Annotated in this window: 16 protein-coding genes and 1 pseudogene; 10 read left to right on the plus strand and 7 right to left on the minus strand. The window is 64.9% G+C overall.

Features of this window, described 5'->3' with window-relative positions:
• Positions 1-5: 5 nt before the first annotated feature.
• Positions 6-1,934 (minus strand): serine aminopeptidase domain-containing protein, encoded by a 1,929-nt coding sequence (locus tag GNZ12_RS18870; RefSeq protein WP_172312439.1) that lies wholly within the window; start codon positions 1,932-1,934, stop codon positions 6-8.
• A 348-nt stretch (positions 1,935-2,282) separates the two neighbouring features.
• Between GNZ12_RS18870 and GNZ12_RS18875 the strand changes: the two genes are divergently transcribed.
• Positions 2,283-3,740, plus strand: coding sequence for an oligosaccharide flippase family protein (locus GNZ12_RS18875; RefSeq protein ID WP_172312441.1), 1,458 nt, complete (start codon positions 2,283-2,285; stop codon positions 3,738-3,740).
• Between the two features lie 65 nt (positions 3,741-3,805).
• Here GNZ12_RS18875 and GNZ12_RS18880 read toward each other — a convergent pair whose 3' ends face one another.
• The 6 genes from GNZ12_RS18880 to GNZ12_RS18905 are packed head-to-tail and all read right to left on the minus strand — an operon-like array spanning position 3,806 to position 11,806.
• Positions 3,806-4,966, minus strand: coding sequence for a glycosyltransferase (locus GNZ12_RS18880; protein WP_172312443.1), 1,161 nt, complete (start codon positions 4,964-4,966; stop codon positions 3,806-3,808).
• Positions 4,963-7,359 (minus strand): NHL repeat-containing protein, encoded by a 2,397-nt coding sequence (locus GNZ12_RS18885; protein ID WP_172312445.1) that lies wholly within the window; start codon positions 7,357-7,359, stop codon positions 4,963-4,965. The genes GNZ12_RS18880 and GNZ12_RS18885 overlap by 4 nt, the downstream gene beginning before the upstream one ends.
• Before the next feature lie 13 nt (positions 7,360-7,372).
• Positions 7,373-8,527, minus strand: coding sequence for a glycosyltransferase family 4 protein (locus tag GNZ12_RS18890; RefSeq protein ID WP_172312447.1), 1,155 nt, complete (start codon positions 8,525-8,527; stop codon positions 7,373-7,375).
• Positions 8,524-9,702: a glycosyltransferase family 4 protein gene (locus GNZ12_RS18895; protein ID WP_172312449.1), complete on the minus strand. Its 1,179-nt coding sequence runs from the start codon at positions 9,700-9,702 to the stop codon at positions 8,524-8,526. The genes GNZ12_RS18890 and GNZ12_RS18895 overlap by 4 nt, the downstream gene beginning before the upstream one ends.
• 26 nt (positions 9,703-9,728) lie before the next feature.
• Positions 9,729-11,273, minus strand: coding sequence for an O-antigen ligase family protein (locus GNZ12_RS18900; protein ID WP_172312451.1), 1,545 nt, complete (start codon positions 11,271-11,273; stop codon positions 9,729-9,731).
• A complete protein-coding gene (locus GNZ12_RS18905) occupies positions 11,273-11,806 on the minus strand; it encodes a GNAT family N-acetyltransferase (RefSeq protein ID WP_172312453.1) in 534 nt (177 codons plus the stop codon). The genes GNZ12_RS18900 and GNZ12_RS18905 overlap by 1 nt, the downstream gene beginning before the upstream one ends.
• Before the next feature lie 370 nt (positions 11,807-12,176).
• Here GNZ12_RS18905 and GNZ12_RS18910 point away from each other — a divergent pair, with 370 nt between their 5' ends.
• The 9 genes and pseudogenes from GNZ12_RS18910 to GNZ12_RS18950 form a co-directional block, all read left to right on the plus strand.
• Positions 12,177-12,428, plus strand: a complete 252-nt coding sequence (locus tag GNZ12_RS18910; RefSeq protein ID WP_172312455.1) for an acyl carrier protein — start codon at positions 12,177-12,179, stop codon at positions 12,426-12,428.
• Positions 12,425-13,723 (plus strand): acyl-CoA dehydrogenase family protein, encoded by a 1,299-nt coding sequence (locus GNZ12_RS18915; RefSeq protein WP_172312457.1) that lies wholly within the window; start codon positions 12,425-12,427, stop codon positions 13,721-13,723. Before GNZ12_RS18910 ends, GNZ12_RS18915 begins: the two co-directional genes overlap by 4 nt.
• Before the next feature lies 1 nt (position 13,724).
• Positions 13,725-14,789: an amino acid--[acyl-carrier-protein] ligase gene (locus tag GNZ12_RS18920; protein ID WP_172312459.1), complete on the plus strand. Its 1,065-nt coding sequence runs from the start codon at positions 13,725-13,727 to the stop codon at positions 14,787-14,789.
• Entirely contained in the window at positions 14,786-15,847 is a 1,062-nt protein-coding gene (locus GNZ12_RS18925; RefSeq protein ID WP_172312461.1) for a DUF1839 family protein, read from the plus strand. The genes GNZ12_RS18920 and GNZ12_RS18925 overlap by 4 nt, the downstream gene beginning before the upstream one ends.
• 114 nt (positions 15,848-15,961) lie before the next feature.
• Positions 15,962-18,496 carry a glycosyl hydrolase 2 galactose-binding domain-containing protein gene (locus GNZ12_RS18930; protein WP_235993805.1) on the plus strand — a complete coding sequence of 845 codons (2,535 nt, stop codon included), beginning with the start codon at positions 15,962-15,964 and terminating at the stop codon, positions 18,494-18,496.
• A 632-nt stretch (positions 18,497-19,128) separates the two neighbouring features.
• Positions 19,129-19,863, plus strand: a complete 735-nt coding sequence (locus tag GNZ12_RS18935; protein ID WP_006048767.1) for a Crp/Fnr family transcriptional regulator — start codon at positions 19,129-19,131, stop codon at positions 19,861-19,863.
• Between the two features lie 45 nt (positions 19,864-19,908).
• Positions 19,909-21,294 (plus strand): undecaprenyl-phosphate glucose phosphotransferase, encoded by a 1,386-nt coding sequence (locus GNZ12_RS18940; RefSeq protein ID WP_172312465.1) that lies wholly within the window; start codon positions 19,909-19,911, stop codon positions 21,292-21,294.
• 2 nt (positions 21,295-21,296) lie between these two features.
• Positions 21,297-22,250, plus strand: a complete 954-nt coding sequence (locus GNZ12_RS18945; protein ID WP_172312467.1) for a glycosyltransferase family 2 protein — start codon at positions 21,297-21,299, stop codon at positions 22,248-22,250.
• 37 nt (positions 22,251-22,287) lie between these two features.
• A pseudogene (locus GNZ12_RS18950) lies at positions 22,288-22,613 on the plus strand (polysaccharide biosynthesis/export family protein); the annotation flags it as partial.

Here is a 22,613-nt window from a genome sequence, read left to right on the forward strand (position 1 = left end):
ATCCATTACGCTTCCCCTGATAGACGAAGCGCGCGCGCACGTTTTAGAAGCCACCGTGTGGCACGCGCATGCCGCCAGTCGAGCCGCGCATCGAGCGGCTCGACTGCAACGGATGGCTCGGGCCGACGGGTCTCGCCGAAAGTGCTTCGGAAGAAATCCTCGAAGTACGACATCACGTTTTCCTGCGCGCGGGCCGACAGAATCGCGTGATCGGTGCGCTCGCAAAAGGCCACGCCAATCCGGTCGAAGCGCCGCAGCCGCCCGCCGCGCCCCCCGAAGTTGCGTTCGAGCTCCTCGACACCCTCGTCCAGCGCACCGTACAAAAGACGCGTATCAACGCCCCGTGCGTGCAGCGCGGTGAAGAGGTGTTGCTCGTCCTTCAATCCAAGCTGGATTCCGCACATGCGCTCGATCCTGTCGGCGAACGTTGCGCCCAATCTGGCTGCGAAACGCGCCGTCAACTCGCGCGCGACCGGCAGGCCGCCCGTCTGTCCCCGCACGACGCGAAGCCATTTGCGCGGCTGACACATCGAGCGCAGGTACCTGCGCGTCGAGCCGAGGGCGGCTAGCTGGACGGACGGCTTGCCGTGTTCATCGCAGGTGTTCCGCCACGTGAACTTCTGCAAATTGACCAGCACGGCGCCGATCACCGCCGGCTCACGCGACGCGGCGTGCAGGCCGACGAAGGCGCCCGCGCAGATGCCGAACAACACCGCGCCGCGATGACCTTGCGCCGTCAACCAACGCGCCGCGCACGCGGCATCGTCGGCTCCCGCCTGTGAATACAGCGCATCGAGACTCAGCGCATCGAGCGATGGCTGACTGTCGCCCAGACCGCCGAGGTCGACACGCAGCGACACGACACCTTGTCGCGCGAGGCGTCGGGCAAAGCGCACAGCGAGCCGCGCATTGCCGATCCGCGATACGGCGCCGGTGTTCACCATCAGCACGGCGGGCGCGGCACGGGCAGCTTGAGATTCGGGCGTGCAATAGATGCCGAACATTCTGCCGCCGTCGAGCCACACCGGCGTTTCGATCACGCCCGGCTCGACGCAGTGGCCTGCGGCATGGTCGCCAACGTGATCCGTCATAGGTTCAGCAATTCGACCGGCGCGGGAATCAGCGTCACAGTCCGTTGCCTGGCTCACGCGCGCAACCGGCTCTCCTGTTGCGCGCGTGAGCCAGTCTTCAATTGACCGAAACGCCGCCTGCGGGATCTCGCTATCGAGCGACTCCAGCATGAACTTGCCGTACTCATCGAACGACTGCCGCTCCACCTGCACACGTTGCTCACGATAGTGCGCAACCAGCGCGTCGACCCGCGCAGGGTCCAGCGAATCGAGCACCAACACACGCTCGGCCGGCCAGCCGGCATCGCGCTGCAAATCGACTGCGCGCAAGCTCTCCAGCGCGTCGCGATAGAGGCGAAAACCGTACGCTTCGACGAATGCATCGGTATCGGGTTCGACTTCGCAATCCAGCGCGCCCGGCATCGACAGCCACTGGCGGTAGTGCGCCCGCAACTCGCGCTGATAAGTCTTGCCCGACAAAACAGGCGCGAGCAGCACCAGACCATCCATGCCGCCGAGTTCCTGAGCGGCCAGTGCCGCGAGCGTGCCGCCAAGCCGCAGCCCGCACAGCGTCACACGCTCGACACCTGTGGTTTCGCGCAGCAGCGCCACGGCCTGCTTGATGCTGTCGATCCACGCGCGCCAGCAGCCAGGCGCGGCCCCCTCGCCCGCCGCATCGCCGGTGCCCAGATAGTCGAACCTCAGCACAGGCATGCCGTGCGCGGCGAGCCGCTCGGCCAGCCGGCGCATGCCGCGATAGGTACACAGTGCGTCATACCCGAACGGGTAACACAGCACGACGCCACTTGCCCCCTCTGCCGGATGCAACCATCCGAACCGGCCATCGAACAATACTGGTCTCACGCTAGGCTCCTCACCGGCCCATCTCCACTTTCGACCACTACAAAAAAACGCCAGAGGGCGGCTGATTCACCCGCGCGCCCAGGCACGCGCAGATAGTCGTGATTCAAACGTTCGGTGGCTTGCGGCCGCGGCATGCCGTCGTCACCGATCACGGATTTCATTTAACCCCGCCGGACCAAGACAATCTGTACGCCCACCCACACATGCGCTGAGGGCGAAAGTGCACTATCGAGGCATAAGACAGGCCGGCGCCATTGTTTCAGGTGCGCTGCTGGGTGCGGCTGCGCACCGACAGCGTCCACGATCGACCACACCATTCAATGCCTTCACCCGCCGGAACAGCGCACCATGGAAAGAGGTATCGTCAAGAACATCTTCATCAATTTTGCAGGAGCAATCGCGCCGACCTTCATCTCCCTCGTCACCGTGCCCGCCTATATCCACCTGATGGGTGTCGAGCGCTATGGGGTCATCAATCTGGTGTGGACGCTCATCGGCTACTTCGGTGTGCTTGATCTTGGCACGAGTCTCGCCACCGAAAATCAGATCTCCAAGGCGCGCGCCGCCAATGACGACTCCATCGAGCGCATCTTCTGGAGCGCGTGGTTCATGAATCTGGGGACCGGCATGGTGGGCGGCCTGCTGGTGTACCTCGGCACGTTTCTCTACATCACGCACGGCGTGAAGATCGAACCCAGCTTTCAGCGTGAGGTGATGGCGAGCCTGCCGTGGATCGCGGTGGCCGTGCCGATCGCGAACGTCTCGTGGGTGTTTGCCGGCGCCATCAACGGCGTGGAACGCTTCACCAGCTTCAATATCAACCAGACCCTGGGCACCGCGCTGTTCCAGTTGCTGCCGCTGGCGGCGATCTTCTGCTTCTCGCCCTCGCTCGCCGTCGTGATTCCTGCCGCGGTGGTGGCCCGTCTGATAGCCGGCGTGCTGCTCGGCGCGGCGGCGTTCCGCGCGATCGGCATTCGCCGCGTGCGGATGCCGCAATGGCGCGTAATGACTGAGCTCTTTCGCTATGGCCGCTGGATGCTGATGTTCTCCGGCGCCAACATGATTGCGTCGACACTCGACCGGGTGCTGGTCGGCGCACTGCTGGGCGCGCGCTTCGTCACCTACTACGCCACCCCGCAGAATCTCATCACACGTCTGAATCTGTTGCCGATTGCGATGGTGCGCACCCTCTTCCCGCGCCTGTCAGCCGTTTCGCGCGCCGACGCCGACGCACTTGCGCATAGCTCCCTCGCCTTTCTGAACGGCGCCTTCACGCCGTGCGTGATCGTCGCGCTGTTCGCCCTCAAGCCTTTTCTGACGTTATGGCTGGGGCCGACGGTCGCGGCCGCGGCGCCCGTTGCCAGCGTGCTCGTGCTGGGCGTGTGGCTGGGCGGCCAGTCGGGCATTCTGGGGATTCTGATTCAGGCGCAGACCAATCCTGCCTATATCGCGAGCGTGAACTGGCTCGAACTGCCGGTGTTCGCCGGCGCGCTGTGGTGCGGGATTCACTGGTTCGGGATCATGGGCGCGGGCGTCGTCGTCGTGACGAAGGCGCTTTTCGACTATGCCGTGCTGCTGTGGTTCGCGCGACTGCATGCCTGGTCCATCGTGCGCAATATGGTGGTCCATCTCGCGTTCCTGGTCGTCGCGCTGGTGCTCTCCGAATCGATCACCGCGTTGCCGACGCTCATCGCCGCGGCACTCGTCATGGCGGCGGCGAATCTGGGCATGTCGCTGCATGGGTCCAGCGAACTCAGGCGTGTCGTCTACAAACTCTGGACGCGCGTGACGCTGTCGGCAAGTTAGTCAACCGGTCGTAACGAGGGTTGAAGCTGGGCGTTGAAGCGGGCCACCATTCGTGACCCGCCTTTTCAAGGCTTGTTCAGGGCATCCGGCACCGCGAGCGTGGCCGTGGCGATGCCAGGCACACTACCGCTGCGCGTCGCCATGGTCGCAAAGCGGCGCGGCTGGCAACGGGCCAGCGTGCGTTCGTAGATCGACAGATAGCCGTCACTCACCCGCTGCACGCTGAACGTGTCGAGGTTCTGCGTCGCCCGCGCAGCCAGCGCCGCATGCGCGACGCGATCGGTCAGGAGCAGCCCGAGTGTCTCTGACAGCGTGGCCGGATCGTGAGCCGGCACCAGCAGACCGGCCTCGCCGTCATCCAGCATTTCGGGAATGCCGCCCACCCGAGTCGCCACGATCACGCGTCCCGTCTCGCGCGCCTCGCACAGCACTAGTCCGGCCGCTTCGTAGTGCGATGCCAGCGCAAACACGTCGGCCTGCGCGAGGTAAGCACGCGGGTCGGCAACAAAGCCTTCGAAATGCGTCTGCCCGGCAATCCCGAGCTGCCCGGCGAGTGCTTCCATCGCGGCGCGATCGGGCCCATCGCCAACGAGATACAGCACCGCGTCAGGCAGGCGCTTGGTCAGCAACGCGAAGGCGTGCAGCAAATCGCCGATGCCCTTACGTTCATACATGCCCGACACCGTGACGACGCACGGATGCGCCAACTGCGGCGCCGCGGGAACCGGCATGCCGGCGAGGCGCGGCGTGCCGATCGTGCCGTTGCGCACCACGCTCAGGCGCGCCCTGGGGATGCCACGCCGCACCATCTCCACCCCGACGGCATCGCTGACCGCCACCACGTGGTCGCCGACGCGCATCAGCGTGGCGCTCCGCTGGAACGCGTTGTGCACCGTCGTGATGAGCACGAAACGCCGCCGCAGCGCGCTCATGCGTGCAATCAGCGCGCCCGTCATCATGTGCGCGTGCACCACGTCGGGGTCGACCTGCGCGACAAGGCGTCGGAAGCCCGCCACCATGCCCGGCACGCGCGACGGCCTGGGCGACTGGGGAAGCAGCACGTGACGCACGCCGTGCCGCGCCAGCAGGTTTTCGAAACCGCCGCCCGCCGACGCCACCGTGACGTCGTGGCCGGCGCGCGCCTGCAGGCAGGCAAGGTCGATCATCACGTTGACGATACCGTTGCCGACGCTTCGCGCGTGATTGGCGAGATGGATGATTTTCATGGAGTCTGCGCAACGTCCGTTGAGTGAGGGGGCGCCGCTGCGAGCGGCGCCGTCTGTGGCGTGAATCGATACATCAGCGCTTTGCCGTGTGCGTCCTCCTCGACCAGCACGAGGTACTCGCCCGACGCGAGGCGATGGGCGGTCAGCGGCATCGGCACATCGATCCAGCCGCTCGTCGAACCGACTTCCTTGCCCGGTTCGAGCCGGCCGACATCGCGTCCGGTATCCCGGTCGTAGACGCGCACGATCGCGCTTCGGGATTCGATGGCGAAGACGTAGTCGCCCGCCACCGCGAAGCCGCTGATCGACGACCAGTCGGGTGCGCCGCGGTCGGGCAAGCCGATGACGTAGCGCAGCACCGGCTTGCCGCTCTTCCAGTGGTCATAACGCGCCAGTTGCGAACCCGCGCTATTCCAGTTGTCCTGAACAAATGGATGCACCGGTGTCGACCCGGAGATGAACATCGTGTCGTCGGCGGGAAAATAATTCAGGCGCGCGATGCGGTAGAACGGCGCGGGCGGCGGATACTGCCGCATCGCGGCGTAGCGGTAGACCGGATTGCCCACCCGATCGAAACCCTCTAACGGAAACAGGCGGATGCCCTGCGACTCCGTGCCCTGCCAGATATCGCCTCGGCTGTCGACCCACCACGCGCGCATCTGCGGCGCGTCGGTGCTGTCGGTGTTCTGGTCGAACGCGCTGGCGGAGAAGTCGCCCTTGCCGGTCGCGTCGCGCCAGATCCATTCACCTTGCGGCGGCTGGTTGGGCGGCCACGCGCCGTCGATGTGCGACTGCGCGAAGAGACCCGAAGGAATCGCCGTCTCGCGATCAGCTGTAAAGCGATAGATACGCAGATACGACGAATACATGTCCGTCGTATAGAGCAGCCGATGTCCGTGGACGTCGCGTACGAGCGGCATGCCGCGCTGGCCGCCAAGGTACAGATGGAAATACGGATCGTAGGGATAGCGGAAACGGTCGGCGGTGTAGCCGGCGTAAGACCACTCCTCGCCGACCGGGCGTGTCAGGTCGAGTGTGAAGCGCTTGCTGCCGCTATAGACCGAGGGCGGTTCGCCATCGACGAACTGCGCTCCATCGACGAACAGCAGCCCTTGCAGACTGAAGCGCTGCGTACCGTCAGGCGTATAGCTCTCGATCAACGCACCGTCGTAAGTGCTCGGACCCGTACCGATGGGACGCGGTCCCGCACCGTTCATCGACACGTAGATGTTGCCGGCCCGGTCCACGCCGACGCCGGTCAATCCATTGAAGCGCCGCGGCCCCGGCGCACCGGCGCGGCCGGCATAAATGCCGCCCTCTTCCCCAAAGCTCGCCGACAGGTGCATGCCCGCGCCCGGCTGCGCGGCGCTGGATGCCGCTGCGTCAGGATTCGCCGTGAAAATCAGGATCTGCTGGCGCGCGCCGTTGTCGGCGATCAGCAGCCGTCCGTGTGTGTCGACCGTCAGATCCGCGGGCACCACGCCTGGCGGCAAGACGAGCTCGCCCAGGCGTGCGCCATTGCGCGCACGGTGGACCACGCGCTCGGCGCCTTCGGTGCGGCTGTTCTCGACGATCCACAGCGAGCCGTCGGCGCCAAGCGCGAGACGGCCCGGTTCGTGCACCGGGAAACTGCCGACCGCCTGCATGGTTTGCGCGTCGAAGATCTGAACGCGGTTGTCACGCTGATTCGACACGAAGAGCCGCGTCTCGTCCGCGGCGAGCCCACGGATCGCGTAATCCTCTTTACTCGAAAAAGTCGAGACCAGCAGAAACGCCAGACGGCTACCGCCCGGCCAGCTCACCTGCCCGGCGAACGGCACGCCGTCGCGGATATCGGCGCGGCTGCGGCGCGCCACACCGGTCCACTGTTCGCCCTCGCGCGGCATGCGCCGGTGTTGCGCCATTTCGTTGCCGAGACTGACGACGGTTTGCGCGACGAACACGTATTCGTCATTCACGGCGATCGCGTCGCCGCCCATCATGCCCCAGCCGTGCGACTCGCCGCCGTAGCGAACCAGTTGACCGTTACGGTACTGGCCGATCTCACCGCCGCCTTCGTCCCAGGGTGCGTTCGTGAAAACGTCGCCATCAGGCGTGACAGCGAGCGCCTGCACGTCGATCTGCACCCAGCGATGATCCGCGTAGCCCCAGGTGTTGCCGATCCACGAAGTGCGGTACGACAGCGACGGATGCGCGGCGGCGGCGCGCGCTTCGGCGGCGGGCTTGCCAGCGGAAGCCACGAAGTGTGTGCCCGGCGCGGCTTGGGCTGTCTGCACCGGCCCCAGTGTCGTGCCGCCCCCGAAGCCACTTGCCGCGATCAGCACGAGCACCGGCAACGCCAGAGCGGCGGCGCATACGAGCCGTTCGAAGGTTTTGCGTGCAATGCGTCGCATGATCTTTTACGCGTCAGAACGCGTCGATCGCTTCGCGGTAAATCTGCGCGACCTGCGCGGCGACCACCGGCCGGTCGAAATGGCGGCGGGCATACGTGCGGCATGCTTGCGAGTCCGGCATCACGCGCCGGCCAAGCAGGACATCGGCAATACCTTCGCCGATCGTCTTGAATCCGCCCGAGGACAGCACCAGTTCAGCCGATAACGGCGCGACCGCTTCCGGCAGACCGCCCACCGGCGTCACCAGAACCGGCGTGCCGGCGGCGAGCGATTCGATCGTCGTGAGCCCGAAGCCCTCGAGCGACACGGTCGGCACCACCGTCAAATCGGCGGCGCGATACCAGAGCGGCACCTTGTCGTCGGGCACGTAGCCGGCGAGCCGCACGTGGCGCTCGAGCCCGCGCGCAGCGATCCGCGCCTGCAATTGCGCCTCCAGCGGCCCTTTGCCGGCGATCGTCAGGAGTACGTCGGGCAGGATGGGCTTGACGATGGCCATCGCATCGATCAGGTCCTCGAGTCCCATGCGCGAGACCAGGCGCCGCATGCAGAACAGCAGCGGCCGGTCCAGCGGCAAACCGAGGCGCTCACGCGCCCGCCGCTGCGTCACGCGGATATCGAATTGCCCGACGTCCACGCAGCCCGGCACGATCCGGATGCGCTCCTCGTCGACGCCGTAGGTCTCGCGCAGAATCTCTCCGAACGCCTGCGACAGCACGATGTGACGCGTGCCGCCCTGGTACACGAAGCGCTCGAGCGCAACCCGCATCGCGCGCGACCAGCCGCCACCGCCGTCCGGATACGACTCGGCCGCCCATGGTCCATGAAAATGCACGACCTTCGGCACGTGTCTGAACAGGCCCACGGTCGGCGCCGCGTAGAGCGCGAAATGCGTGGCGACGACGTCGGGCATCTTCGCCGCCCGCAGCGCACGCGACTGCCTGCGCGAGCCCCACAGGCGCGTGCCGAGCGGCGCCTCTACGCCGGCGAAGGCCAGCACGCTGCCGCCCGACGCATCGAACACAGCGGGGCTGCCCGCCACCATCCCACGGACATTGACGCCCTGCGCCGGGAGCGTATCGATCAGCGCCTTGAACATGCGATCGAGGCCACCTGGCCGCTCGTTGAACCAGTGCATGCCGATCTGCAGCGAATCGATTGGCGCGCTCATAGGTCCACCGATGCGGTCGCACAGCCGGCCGGCAACGATTGCGCCGTGCGCCGCGCATGCACCTGCTCATAGAGCGACAGATAGCGCTCCGCCATCGCCTGCCAGCTCAAGGTTCTGGCGACTTCACGCGCCGCCTGCCCCAACCGGCGGGCGTATTCGCGATCGCTCGCAAGGCGTTCGATCGCGGCAGCTAGCGCGGCCACATCGTTGGGATCGTCGAGCACGATGCCGCTTCCGGCCGTAATCACTTCGGCGCCGCCCGCGGTACGCACGGTAATGACCGGCAATCCCGCGGCCAGCGCTTCGAGCAGCACCAGTCCCATCGGTTCGTAACGCGAGGGGAACACGAACGCATCGACCGAACGCATCAATGCGGGCATGTCCATCACCATGTCCGTGAAGTGGACCCGTTCCGTTAACCCGAGCGAAGCCACCAGCGCCGGATACGGACTGTTGTGCAGAATCCCCGCGACCGCCAGATGCACATCGGCCGAGGTGTGCACGAGTGCACGCAGCACCGTGTCGAGATTTTTGCGCGACATGCGCAGATCACCCGCGAACAGCAGCATGAACGGCGCTGACGGCAGACCGAAGCGGGCCCGCTCAGGCGCACCGGGCGCGAATTCGTCGACATCGACACCGTTATGAATCACGTGCAGTTGCGCCCGGCCGATGTCCAGCGCGCGTACCTCGGCGGCGACCGCATGCGAGACCGGCACGATGACCTCCGCATGCCGGAAGGCCCATTTTTCGCAGCCGATATTCAGCAGCGTGTAGATGACCTGATACGCATCGTAGAAGCTGCGCAACAGGCGGAACGGATAGAAACCGCAGCGATACCAGCCGTCATGAACGAAATGCGCCGCATTGACATCGGCACGCGCCCAGGCGATGAAGCCGTTCACGTGAATCACATCGAACGCCTGACGATGTGCACGGATCCACGCACCGCAACGCCATGCGAATATCTGGTACTGGGCCAGTTTGGTCGGCAGCCGGCTCCGGGCGATCTGCACGAAGCGCACATGCGGGTGCTGCACCAGTTCGGGGGCCGCCTCGGCGGCGAGCAGTGTCACCGAATGACCGGCTGCGAGCGCCGCCAGCACGATCTCGTAGTTGACGCGTCCTTGCCCATCGTTCTTGCGCACGACGTGGGTGACGATCAAAATCCGCATCCTGTTGTCCTTCTTATTGGTATTTTTTAGGGTCGTGCCGGCGCCGCAGTGACCGCGCTGTGGCGTTCACGCGCATAGCGCAGCGAAATCACCGGCAGGGTCACGCCGAGAAAGAAAAACATCCCCGACACCGAAGTCAGCGTGTTGATGAAAACCATCATCGACAGAATCGCCACGGCCACGCCGACGCCGGAGATCGCCAGCAGGTCGGACGGGTGCTGGCGGCTCGCCCGATATGCGCGCCACAGCAACATGACGATGCCGGTCGTGTAAAGCAGCGTGCCTGGCCACCCCATCACGTAGGGCACCTCCATCAGGCCGCTGTCGAAATTGAGCATCGCCTGCGCCGCCGTGTCGTTGGACAGCTTGCTGCCAAGACCGGTCGTGCCGAGTCCCTGGCCGGCGAAATCGGTTAGCGCCGACGACATGAACGATTTATAAAAATCCGCGCGCGCCTGGAAGCTGTCGTCCCGGCCGAGGTCCTGAATCGAGCTCAACCGCTGCATCACCGGTTCCGCGACCTGATCGATCATCATCAGCGGCGCGGCCACCACGGCCAGCCCCAGCACGCCGGCCATCAGCCGCATGCGGTTTTTGCCGTCGAGCATGGCGAAGGAATACACCAGCGCGATCGCAAAGCCGCCCCACGTGCTGCGCGCGCTGGTGAGCAGCAGCGCGGGAATCCCCACGCAGCCGAGCACAATGCGCGCTTTGCCCCGCGCGGCCAGCGACATCAGCAGAATCGTCATGAGCGTGACGGCAAAGGGGCCGCATGAATTCATCGTGCTGCTGATGCGCATGCCGAACGGCACCGGCTGCCCCTCGGACAGCATCTTCGAGGAGATCAGCCAGAACGCATCCCACGGCATCGGCGAAACGAACTCGAGCAGGCCATACACACTCATCAGGAGTCCGCCATAGACGAAGGTCTTGAGCAGGACGCGGTGATAGTCCGGATAGTGGCGCCACGTCACGGTGAGATAAAACGCCACCATCACGGGATACAGCCAGTTGATCAGCGTAAACGTCGCGGCCGCCGGACCGGCCTGCGCCATGCCCACGACAAAGGCATAGAGGAGCGCGATCACGATCAGCACCAGCGGCGCCGCACGGCGTTGCCCCAGCAAGGCGGCACGCCGGATCAAGGTCAGACCGGTGAGCGCGACGGCGAGCAAGGTCGCCACCATGATCGGGCTTTGCTCATTGAAAGAACCGTTGACGAAGTCCGCGAGGCGCCGCACTTCCGGTGTCAGAAAAAACAGCCAGCAGACGAATCCGATGTAATGCGCGGGCGAGCGCCAGTACAACACCGCCGCCACGCCGAACGCGCCGAGCGGAAAGAAGTACTCGACCAGCCGGCCTTGATGCAGAAGGATCAAGCCCAAGGTCGCGGCAAACAGCAGCAACGGCAAGCTCAGAGGATGACGCAAGCCCTTGCGCCGCGTGCGGGCTGCCTGGGCGGCAGGCACGGCCCGATCAGGCGCGAGCGCCTCACCGGGCAGCGTGCGCGGTGTGCCTGGCGACGTCGATAGTCCGACCTGCGTGGAAGGCGTGATCAGCATCCGCACCATTACAGGAGCTCGAAGGTATTGACGAGCGCCACGCCATCGCGCTCGCGGCGCCGCATGCCGAAGAACGGCTGGCTGCCGCGCACCTGGCGCGTCAAACCGATGAACGGCACGCCATGTTCGAGGTACGGCCCTTCCGTTTTACGAAAACCGAACTGCTCGTAGAAGTCGCGCAACCCGAGCGGCGCGCTCACGCGCGCGGCGTGCCCCGGCCAACGTTCCGCGATCGCCTGCAGCACCCGTTCGAGCAGCTGTTCGGCGGTGCCGTCGCCGCGCCGCAGCGGGCTCGTCAGCACCTTGTCGATGGTGACTTCCGGATCTTCGGCGTCGCCGGGTTGCAGGCGCGCATAGGCCAGGATCGGCATGGGCCGTGTCATGTCCTCGACTGCGAAGACGTGCAGCGCGTTCTCGTCGCGGCCATCGGCGTCAAGACAGACGTGCGATTGCTCGACCACGAAGACCGCACTGCGGGCTCGCAAGATCAGATACAACTCGCGTGCCGAAAGCTGCTCGAAGTCCAGCGTTTTCCAGTTCATCACGTTCCCCAGCGGTAAATAAGTTCAGCGAGGCCGGCGTCGCACGCCGTCCTCGCCAGCCTGGCTCGACACGCCGGCCTGTTGTCATGGCTACACGGTACGTCCGCGAAACGCGTGTTTCCGTGCGCCATCGCACTGACGCTGGGCTTTGACAATTCTTAAATACGGGGCGACGGGACATGGTGTAGCAAGAAACCGCCAAAACGGCTTCAGGGCACCGTGCCTGCGCGACAAAGCTACGCACCGAACCGCCACAAGACGCGCCGCGATGACGTCACGCGCTGCGATAGACACCCAGAAACGACGACATCCGTTCGTTTTACGTCAGCAACATTCGAGAGACCGTTGACCAACAAGGGGGCACCTCAACATGAAAACCGCACTGCGACGCATCCTTTCCGAATCAGCCCGTCTCGACGTTCCGCCAGACACGTTGGCCGACGACGCCGATCTGTACGCCGCGGGCCTGTCCTCGCTTGCCACAGTGCATCTGATGCTCGCCATCGAAGATGAATTCGGCATCGAAATTCCAGACCGCATGCTGACGCGCCGGCTGTTCTCCAGCATCGATTCGATGGCCGCCGCGGTCACCGAGCTGCAACGGGCACAGGCGGCCGCATGAACGCCCCGCTGCTGGACACAGCCGCAGTGGCGGCGCCGCTCGCCGACCCCGCTGCGGCGCAACCCGCCGGCGCAGGCGTCGTACTGAGCACGGTGGAATCCGAACCCGGCTGGCGCGCCGCCGCGCAGCGCTGCACCGCTGTGGCCGCGCAGTTCGCCGATCCGGTGGACCGCGAAGCGCGCTTTCCCCACGAAGCTTTCGACGCGCTCAAGCGCGAACGTTTGCTGTCGGCGATGGTGCCGGCCGCGTTCGGCGGTGCGGGACTCTCGCTCGCGGATGTCGGCGCGATCTGCGAAATGCTCGCGCAGGGATGCGCCTCGACCGCGATGGTGTACGCGATGCATCAGATCCAGGTGGCCTGCATCGAGGCGCACGGCAGCGAGTCGGCTTGGCACCGGCAGTTGCTCGCGCAACTGGTTGAGCATCAATGGCTGCTGGCTTCGGCGACCTCCGAAGAAACCATCGGCGGCAATATGCGCACCAGCGCCTGCTCGGTCGAACTCGACGGAGCGCCAGACAACCCGCGCTTTCGCATCGAAAAGCTCGCGCCGACGATCTCGTACGGCGCGCACGCTGACGGCATTCTGGTCACCGCGCGTCGCACCGCTGAATCGGCCGCGGCCGACCAGGTGCTGATCGTCGCGTTACGTGAAGAAACGCAACTGGAAAAGCGCGGCGGCTGGGATTCGATGGGCATGCGCGGCACCTGCAGCGAGGGCTTCCGGCTCGTCGCCACGGGGCTGGCCGAGCAGATCCTGCCGACACCTTTCGCCGATATCGCCGATCAGACCATGCTGCCGGTCTCGCACACGCTGTGGGCCTCGGTATGGACCGGCGTGGCCAGCGACGCGGTCAATCGCGCGAAAGCCTTCTTCCGTGCGCAGGCCCGCTCGAAGCCCGGCTCGATTCCGCCGGCCGGCCTGCGCCTCGCCGAAGCGGTCGGTCTGCTGCAGATGATGCAGGCGCGTCTGTCGGTCGCGCTCGAAGCGGCACGCACCGCCCACCACGCGCGGCACGGCGGCTGCCAGGCCGATGCGCCGCTCTCGGCGATGCTCGGCTTCGCCTCCGACATGAATACGCTGAAGACCAGCATCTCGACCACTGCGCTACAAGTCGTGCATGAAGTGCTGATGATCTGCGGCATGGCAGGCTACAAGAACGGCACGGAATACAGCGTGGGACGGCATCTGCGCGACCTCTACTCCGCGCCGCTGATGATCAATAACGACCGTATCGCGCAGAACACGGCGAGCCTGTTGCTCGCGCAGCGTCCTGCCCCCCCGGGGAGAGCCTGACATGAACACGATGACCGATACCGCCGCGCTGGCCGCTGCCGCCCCGGAACCCGCGGCGCCGACTTTCCGCGACGAGCTGCTCGCTGCAGGCCTGTTGATCGATACCGGCGAAAACGGCCTGTACGGCCGCAGCCAGATTTTCGAAGACGTGGTGGAGCGCCTGAACGTGGCGATCACGCATCTCGGCGCGGACCAGCAGCCGGAAGTGCTGCGCTTTCCGCCCGCCATGCGCCGCACCGATTTCGAAGACAGCGAATATCTGAAGAGCTTCCCGAACCTCGCCGGCACGATCCACTCGTTCTGCGGCAACGACATGGGCCACCAGCGCCTGTTGCGCGCACTCGACGACGCCGTGACCGAGCGCGACGACGAACGCAGCGAAGAATGGATGGCGCAGCAGAAGCCGACTCGCGTGGTGCTCACGCCGGCCGCCTGCTATCCGATCTATCCGGTGATGGCGCGGCGCGGCCCGCTGCCCGCCGGCGGCCGCACCATCGATGTGCTGTCGTATTGCTTCCGCCACGAACCGTCGCTCGATCCGGGCCGCATGCAGATGTTCCGGCAGCGCGAATACGTGCGCCTCGGCAACGCCGAGCAGGTGATGGCATTCCGGCAGATGTGGGTCGAACGCGGCTCGCTGCTGATTACGCTGCTGCAACTCCCGGTGGAAGTGGATCTCGCCAACGATCCGTTCTTCGGCCGCGGCGGCAAGATCGTCGCCGATAGCCAGCGTGCCCAGGCGCTCAAATTCGAACTGCTGATTCCGGTGGCGAACCCCGACAGCAAGACGGCGTGCCTCTCGTTCAACTATCACATGGACCACTTCGGCGCGATCTGGAAAATCGCGTGCGAAGACGGCGCGGTGGCGCACACGGGTTGCGTCGGCTTCGGCATGGAGCGCATCACGCTGGCGCTGTTCCGTCATCATGGGCTCGCCGTCGACGCGTGGCCGGACGATGTGCGCGCGCTGCTGTGGGGCGACACCAAGGCGCGCGTGACGCAGGGCATGCAGTCCATGCCGCCGGCTTCCGGGGTGGCTGTGCAGGGTGCCGGAGATAGCGCATGAATCCCTCGCCGATCCCCGTGCCGAAGGGCGCGCAATCCCCCTTCCCGTTGCCCCGCCGGCTCGATCTGCCGGCTGCGGGCGGCGCGGCTGCGCCCGCAGCGGCGCTGCGCCAGCACGCGCCGCACGCGCTGCATCAAGGCGAGCGCGTCTGGCAGGAAACCAACTGCTACGTCGACCTGTGGATCGAATTGCTGCACGGCTTCGGGCTCGATCCGCGCGCGGCGCTCGGTTTTACCGTCACGCAGGACTTCGAAGGCGATCAGTTCACGTTCTTCAAATTCCCGCTCGAAGACCTCGAACGGCTATACGGCACCCAGGTGCAGGAACTGGCGATCTACGACTCGCTCGAAGCCCGCGTGCTCGCGCAGACCTCGCGCGGCCATACCGTGCTGGTGGAAGTGGATGGCTATTACCTGCCGAATACGCGTGCCACGTCGTATCGGCGCGAACATCCGAAAACCACGGTAGGGATCGACTTTATCGATCCGCCGGCGCGCCGCCTCGGCTATTTCCACAACACAGGCTATTACCTGCTCGACGGTGAAGACTACGACGGCGTGTTTCGCAAGCTGCCGCAATTCGCGCAGCAGCCCGATCTGCTGTTTCCGTACGTCGAATTCGCCAAGCAGGCGCGGCCCGCGTTGGAGGGCACCGCGCTCGCCGAAGCATCGGCGGAATTGTTGTGTGCGCATCTAAACCGGCGGCCACTGACCAATCCGATCTCGCAGTGGCGCGCCGCGTTTCCCGCGCACCTCGATACGCTGCTTGAACGCGGCGAGACGTTCTTCCATCCGTACTCGTTCAACCTGATGCGGCAGCTCGGCGCGAACTTCGAGTTTCTTTCGAAGTATCTGTTGTGGCTCTCCGCGCAAGGCTTCGAGGTGCCGGCGTCAATCCCAGAGGCGGCGCAACGTATCGCATCGGAGGCGATGGTGATGCAGTTCCGGCTCGTGCGGGCCATCGCGCGCGGACGCCGCGATCCGTGCGAAGACTGCTTCGACGTGCTCGAAAGCGCCTATGAAAAGACGCTGCCGCCGCTCGCCGCACTTGTGCTTTGACGAGCTCGAGTCGAGCTTCAGGAAATCGCCGTGGACGCGCTGACGACTGACCTGCTACCGGATGAAGACGACTCGCTTCCGCCGGTGTTTGCTGAGACGGCCGAAGCTGCTGGCATGACCGCGGCCGTCGCCGCGGCCAACGCCCAATCCCTGCACCTCTGGCCGCGGCAACTCGACACGGGTTGGCAGTGCGTCAGCACGCCGGCCGGTGCCTGCGCGTCGCCCGCCGACTTGCCCGCGCAGGGCTGGCTCGCCGCGCAAGTCCCCGGCACGGTGGCGAGCGCGCGCCGCGCCGCGGGCCTGCTTGACACCGCGAATCCGCCACCGCTCGCCTTCGACGACCACTGGTACAAGCTCACGCTGACCGGTACCGGCAAACGCCGCTTGCGCCTGCACGGCCTCGCCACGCTCGCCGAAGTCTGGCTCGACGGCACCCGGCGCCTGACGTCGGATTCGATGTTCGTCGCGCACGATCTCGACATCGAACTGCACGGCAGCGCGACGCTCGCGCTGTGCTTTCGCTCGCTAACCCCGGCGCTAGCGGCAAAACGCTCCCGTGCCCGCTGGCGGCCGCGGCTCGTCACACCTTCCACCTTGCGCAACGTGCGCACCACCCTGCTCGGCCATATGCCGGGATGGTGTCCATCGGTGCAGGCAGTCGGGCCATGGCGGCCGATTGAAATGTTGAGCGACGCGCCGCACGCATTCGACACGATTGATCTGACAAGCCGACTCGAGGACGACGACGGCGTTGTTTCGTTGACGCTACATTTCCTTCATCCGCATGAAGTCGGCGCGTGCGCCGCCTCATTGAATTGCGGTGGCGTTGTTTCGTCTTTGCAATGGCGCGATGCATATACACTGACCGGCAGCGTGCGTGTACCGCATGCCGAACGCTGGTGGCCGCACACGCATGGCGAACCCGCTTTATATCCTCTGACGTTGCAGCTTGATGACGAGTGCGCGAAATCCCATTCATTGGGATCGGTCGGCTTTCGCAGCATCGAAGTGGATCGCGGCGCGGACGGTACGGGCTTCGCATTACGCGTAAATGGCACGCCGGTGTTTTGCCGCGGCGCCTGCTGGACCAGCGCGGATCTCGTCACGCTGAGCGGCACCGAGGCGCAATTTCGCCACGCTTTCGCGCTTGCTCGCGATGCAGGCATGAACATGCTGCGGGTCGGCGGCACGATGGTGTACGAGTCCGACACCTTCTACTCGCTTGCTGACGAATACGGCCTGCTCGTCTGGCAAGACTTTGCGCTGGCGAATTTCGACTACCCGAACGACGCCGACTTCGGCGCTTCCATCGAGCGCGAAGCGACGCAATTTCTGACCCGCACGCGGCGCTTCGCATCGCTCGCGGTGCTGTGCGGGGGTAGCGAAGTCGACCAGCAGGCGGCCATGTTCGGCCTGCCCGCTTCGATGCGCGCGCAACCACTTTTTACCAAGCAATTACCCGCCATCGTCGCGCGCGAGCGGCCGGATGTTCCGTATGTGAGCAATTCGCCCTCGGGCGGCGCGTGGCCGTTTTCGACTAATGAGGGCATCACGCACTACTACGGTGTGGGCGCCTATCAACGCCCGCTCGACGACGTGCGCCGTGCGCAGGTCCGTTTCGCCGCCGAATGCCTCGCCTTCGCCAACGTGCCCGACGACGCCACCCTGCACGACGCGCTGGGCACGATCCATCTGCACGATCCGCGCTGGAAAGCGGCGGTGCCGCGCGACCCCGGCGCCGGCTGGGATTTCGACGATGTGCGCGATCATTATCTTCAGACGCTTTACGGCGTCGATCCGGCGCGCTTGCGCTACGAAGACCCCGAGCGCTATCTGGATCTGTCACGCGCGGTGGTCGCCGAGCTGATGGGCGACGTGTTCGCCGAATGGCGGCGCGCCGGCTCGACATGCGGCGGCGCGCTGGTCTGGCAACTCCAGGATCTGCGCCCCGGTGCAGGCTGGGGCTTGATCGACGCCACAGGACGGCCTAAAAGCGCCCTGCACGGCCTCGCGCGGACGCTGCAACCCATCCAGGTGGTCCTGACCGACGAAGGCCTCAACGGCCTCGATATTCATCTGGTGAACGAACGTGCTCAGCCGTTGCGCGCGCAACTGGAGCTGGTCTGCCTGCGCGAGGGCAGCGTCAAGGTCGCGTCGGCCAGCCGCGCGGTCGAACTGGCGCCGCACAGCTCGCAGCGCATCAGCGCGGCCGGGTGCCTCGGCCAGTTCTTCGATTTCACGCACGCCTACCGCTTCGGTCCGCGCGCCCACGACGTCACGATTGCGACGCTACGCGATCCGGCGAGCGGCCGGATCGTTTCAGAAGCGGCTCATCTGCCGGAGCGGCGCGCGGGTGAACGTCAGGACCTCGGCCTCACGGTCGGCGCCGAACGCAGCGCCGACGGCTGGCAGCTGATCATCGAAGCAAAGCGCTTTGCGCGCTTCGTTCATATCATTGACACGCATTACCGCGCAGCGCACGACTGGTTCCATCTGCCGCCGAACCGCCCCTGCGTCGTGCCGCTCCTCCCCGTTGAACAATTCGTTGCGCGTGCATCTAACGCGGTGTTTAAAGCTGACGCAACATGCGAGGCACCCGCAGGCGAAGTACGCGCGATCAATGCGATTTCCGCCACCTTTTACGGTTGATTGTCGTCCTTCAACTAGCTATGCCTTCGCAAGCCGCGTAAAACCTCGCGCTGCGCGAATTCACCTGTCTGGTCTACAGAATCACTGTTAGTTATTTTGCGACTTCCTGATCTTCAAAAAGAGACATCGCGTGCGAAACCGTGCGCAACGCATAGAACACATCTGAATCAATTCCGGCACATCCCGGACGACCCCCGACAACGCGCACACAAAGCCTATTTCATCTGTGAGACACCCCCTGCAAAGGTATGCTCATCGGCCTCTAACCCAATCCGGTCAAGGACTTGACTCGAATAGAAATACCCTGCGAAGGGGCCGCGCGTTAAGCAGGCGTTGTACAGAATTGAAACAAAAAGCCACATTTGGCTTCGCGCATCGCTAAAGCCTGGTTCGCTGCGCCGCACCAGCACTCGTTTTCCCCAGGGCTGGCACGCTCCTCGCTAAAGAGAAAGCGCAGCACCGCGTCGCCGCAACCAGATCCACAAGAACGGCGGTGATGCATCAGGCCAATACGGGGCCGTTCCTGTCCATCCCTCGCTGCTCGCCAGGCAGCACGTCGTTTATTCAAGGATGCAGGCATCGGATCAAAAAACACGAAGTCACGCTGCGCGCGGCTTCAGCGAGGACCGATCATGTTGACACTTCAATCAGATCTGCACGGCAACCATTTGCTCGGTGCATTACCGTCCCACGAATGGCAAGCCCTTGCCCCCCATCTCGAGCTGGTTCATCTGCGCACCGAACAGCTGCTGTGCGATTCCGGTCAACGCATCCATCACGTCTACTTCCCGACCACGGCGATCATCTCGATGCTCTCGACGATGGAAGACGGCAGTTCGGTCGAAATCGCCGCGGTCGGCCGCGAAGGCATGACCGGCGTGCCCGTGCTGACAGGCGGCGAAACCATGCCGAACCGCGTGCAGGTGCAATGCGCCGGCTTCGCCTACCGGATGAGCGCACAGGCGCTCAAGCAGCAATTCGCACGCTCTGATTTCCTGCGCCGCCTGATGCTGCTGTACATGCACGCCCTCCTCACGCAAGTCGCGCAAACCGCGGCCTGCAATCGCCACCACGCGTTGAACAAGCAACTGTGCCGGTGGCTGCTGATCGAAGTGGACCGCGTGGCATCGAACGACCTGACGGTCACCCAGCAACTGATCGCCGACATGCTCGGCGTGCGCCGCGAAGGCATCACTGAAGCGGCCGGCAAGTTGCACGACGAAGGCCTGATCCATCACAGCCGCGGCCACATCAAGGTACTCGATCGCAAAGGTCTCGAAGCGCGCGCCTGCGAATGCTACGGCCTCGTCAAGCGCGAATTCGATCGCCTGCTGCCGCGCCTGCGTCAGGCCGAAACCGTCGAATAAGCAATCGATCAAGGGCTGCATCGTTCGATTACAGGGTAGATCTACATGTTCAGGAATACTGCGCGATGTCTCGACGCACTCTTTGTGATTGCGGGCGGACTGCTCGCTCATTGGATGCGTTTTTCGACGCCGATCGCGTTGTCTGACACCGAGCGTCTTCTGATCGCCTTCAACTGTGTGCTCGTGCTGCTGATGTTTCCCGGCTTCGGCGTCTATGAAACGTGGCGTGGCAAGGCGCTGCCTGCCATGCTGCTGAGAGTCGCCGCCGCGTGGCTGGTGGTGGTCGCCACCGCCCTTCTGCTGGCGTTCACCTTGCACCGCATGGATGCGGTGTCGCGGCTGTGGTTCGCGTACTCGACGCTGATCTCCGGCGCGCTGATCGTCGCCACCAAGTGCCTCGTGCATGTGGCCTTGCAGAGCGTGCGCCGGCGCGGCATGAACTTCCGCACGGTCGCGATCGTCGGTGCGCCCGGTTTCTCGCGTACCTTGCTCGCGCATCTCAACCACGCGCCACAAGCCGGCTTCAGGCCCGTCTGCGTCTTCGACACCAGCATCGAAGCGGCTGGCACCTACGGCGTGCGTCTCAATCGCTTGCCCGTGCTGACCGATCTGAATGCGTTCGCCGCCAAGGTGCGCGCAGAGCATGTGAACGAGGTATGGCTCGCTTTGCCGCTCTCAGAAGAACATATGATCTATCGCTTCACGCGCATATTCAGACATGACTTCGTGAATCTGCGCTTCATTCCCGATGTACGCAGCCTCTCGCTTTTCAACCACGCGCTGGTCGATGTCGTCGGTTTACCGACGCTCAATCTGAGCGCCACGCCCGTCTCGTCGCCGCAGATGTGGCCCAAGCTGATCTTCGACCGCCTGTTCGCGGCGGCCGCGCTGCTGGTGCTCGCGCCCGTGTTCGTCGCACTCGCGATCGGCATCAAGCTGAGCTCGCCGGGGCCGGTGTTCTTCCGCCAGACCCGCAAGGGCGTGGACGGCCAGCCGTTCGCGATCTACAAGTTCCGTTCGATGACCGTGCACCACGAAGCGCACGGCCGGGTCACGCAGGCCGCGCGCCACGACGCGCGCGTCACGAAGCTCGGTGGCTTCATGCGCCGCACCAGTCTCGACGAACTGCCGCAATTCCTGAACGTGCTGCTCGGCCAGATGTCGGTGGTCGGGCCGCGTCCCCATGCGGTCGAACACGACGATCTCTACAAGGATCAGGTGTACGGCTATATGAACCGCTACCGGATCAAACCAGGCATCACCGGCTGGGCGCAGGTGAACGGTTATCGCGGCGCCACCACCAAGGTCGAAAAGATGGAGGCACGCGTCAAGTTCGATCTCTTCTATATCCACAACTGGTCGTTCTGGTTCGACATGAAGATCGTGTTCATCACGATTTTCAAGGGTTTCGTCGGCCGCAACGCATTCTGACCATGCCACTTCGGAAACCGTCTGTGAAAGTCTCCGTGATCGTGCCGACGTACCGGCGCACGGCGGATCTCGCACGCTGCCTCGCGGCACTCGATGCGCAGGAGCGGCGTGCCGACGAAGTGATCGTGATAGCGCGTCACGACGACTACGCGACGCTCGACTGGTTGCGCACGCGCGACACGACCCGGCCCGACCCGCGCCGCTGGATCGTGCTGGTGCACAAGCCGGGCGTGGTCGCGGCCTACAACCTCGGCATCGACAGCGCGAGCGGCGACGTGCTCTGCTTCACCGACGACGATGCCGCGCCGCATTCCGACTGGATCGCGCGGATCGCCCTCGCGTTCGACACCGATCCGGCGCTCGGCGGCCTCGGTGGACGCGACATCGTGCATGAACGCAATGGCATTCTGCAGGGGCAGAAGCCACGCGTCGGCCTCGTGCGCTGGTATGGCCGGACCATCGGCAATCACCATATCGGCCACGGCGCGGCACGCGAAGTCCAGGTGCTCAAGGGCGTCAACATGGCGTTTCGCCGCGAGGCGATCGGCACGCTGCGCTTCGACGCCCGCTTGCGCGGTACCGGCGCGCAGGTTCACTGCGAGATGGCCTTCAGTCTGGACGTGCAGCGGCGCGGTTGGACCCTGATCTACGACCCGTCGCTGCTGGTGGAGCATTTCCCGGCTCAGCGCAGCGACGAAGACCAGCGCTTCACATTTAACGACGCCGCCTTCTATAACGCGTCATTCAATCTCCGACTCATCATGTGCGAATACCTGACGCCACCCGGCCGATGGGCGTTCGTCGTTTACTCGACGCTGATCGGCGATCGCGCGGACCCGGGGTTCCTGCGCGCATTGTCGTTGGCGTTCGAGCGCGGCGGCGTGGCACTCGCGCTTCGCAAATGGCGAGTTGGTTTACGCGCAATGCGCGGGGCATGGCAGGAGGCGGCGCGCTGACCGATCAACGCGTTGCTTCACGCGAGGGACCACCAAAATGACTATCAGAACAATTGCCGCAGGGCTCGCGGCCGCATCTCTATGCGCCTGTTCACTGGCGCCGGGACCCTATCTGGACACCAAGCGGCTGGAGCCGCCTGCTCCGCCGGAGCAGACCGCCGAAAAATTTCCAGTGCACATCATCGATGTCGGCTATTTTCGCCAGCAACGCGCGGCTGCGGTGCCGGCCGTCTGCCCGCTGTCGTGCCTGACGCTGCAGACACGCGGCGCCTACGACTACCGGCTTGGCATCGGCGACCAGTTGAGCATCATCGTCTGGGATCACCCGGAATTGACCGGCGGTGCCGCCGGTCAATTCCGGGT

Source organism: Paraburkholderia solitsugae (genome assembly GCF_013177695.1).
Lineage (GTDB): Bacteria > Pseudomonadota > Gammaproteobacteria > Burkholderiales > Burkholderiaceae > Paraburkholderia > Paraburkholderia solitsugae.

Bases quoted from the DNA above. Each gene is read 5' to 3' on its own strand.
- GNZ12_RS18890 (WP_172312447.1), bottom strand. From the start codon at position 8,527: ATGAGCGCGCCAATCGATTCGCTGCAGATCGGCATGCACTGGTTCAAC.
- GNZ12_RS18885 (WP_172312445.1), bottom strand. From the start codon at position 7,359: ATGCGACGCATTGCACGCAAAACCTTCGAACGGCTCGTATGCGCCGCC.
- GNZ12_RS18880 (WP_172312443.1), bottom strand. From the start codon at position 4,966: ATGAAAATCATCCATCTCGCCAATCACGCGCGAAGCGTCGGCAACGGT.
- GNZ12_RS18895 (WP_172312449.1), bottom strand. From the start codon at position 9,702: ATGCGGATTTTGATCGTCACCCACGTCGTGCGCAAGAACGATGGGCAA.
- GNZ12_RS18925 (WP_172312461.1), top strand. From the start codon at position 14,786: ATGAATCCCTCGCCGATCCCCGTGCCGAAGGGCGCGCAATCCCCCTTC.
- GNZ12_RS18940 (WP_172312465.1), top strand. From the start codon at position 19,909: ATGTTCAGGAATACTGCGCGATGTCTCGACGCACTCTTTGTGATTGCG.
- GNZ12_RS18905 (WP_172312453.1), bottom strand. From the start codon at position 11,806: ATGAACTGGAAAACGCTGGACTTCGAGCAGCTTTCGGCACGCGAGTTG.
- GNZ12_RS18935 (WP_006048767.1), top strand. From the start codon at position 19,129: ATGTTGACACTTCAATCAGATCTGCACGGCAACCATTTGCTCGGTGCA.
- GNZ12_RS18875 (WP_172312441.1), top strand. From the start codon at position 2,283: ATGGAAAGAGGTATCGTCAAGAACATCTTCATCAATTTTGCAGGAGCA.
- GNZ12_RS18900 (WP_172312451.1), bottom strand. From the start codon at position 11,273: ATGGTGCGGATGCTGATCACGCCTTCCACGCAGGTCGGACTATCGACG.
- GNZ12_RS18945 (WP_172312467.1), top strand. From the start codon at position 21,297: ATGCCACTTCGGAAACCGTCTGTGAAAGTCTCCGTGATCGTGCCGACG.
- GNZ12_RS18930 (WP_235993805.1), top strand. From the start codon at position 15,962: ATGACCGCGGCCGTCGCCGCGGCCAACGCCCAATCCCTGCACCTCTGG.
- GNZ12_RS18915 (WP_172312457.1), top strand. From the start codon at position 12,425: ATGAACGCCCCGCTGCTGGACACAGCCGCAGTGGCGGCGCCGCTCGCC.
- GNZ12_RS18910 (WP_172312455.1), top strand. From the start codon at position 12,177: ATGAAAACCGCACTGCGACGCATCCTTTCCGAATCAGCCCGTCTCGAC.
- GNZ12_RS18920 (WP_172312459.1), top strand. From the start codon at position 13,725: ATGAACACGATGACCGATACCGCCGCGCTGGCCGCTGCCGCCCCGGAA.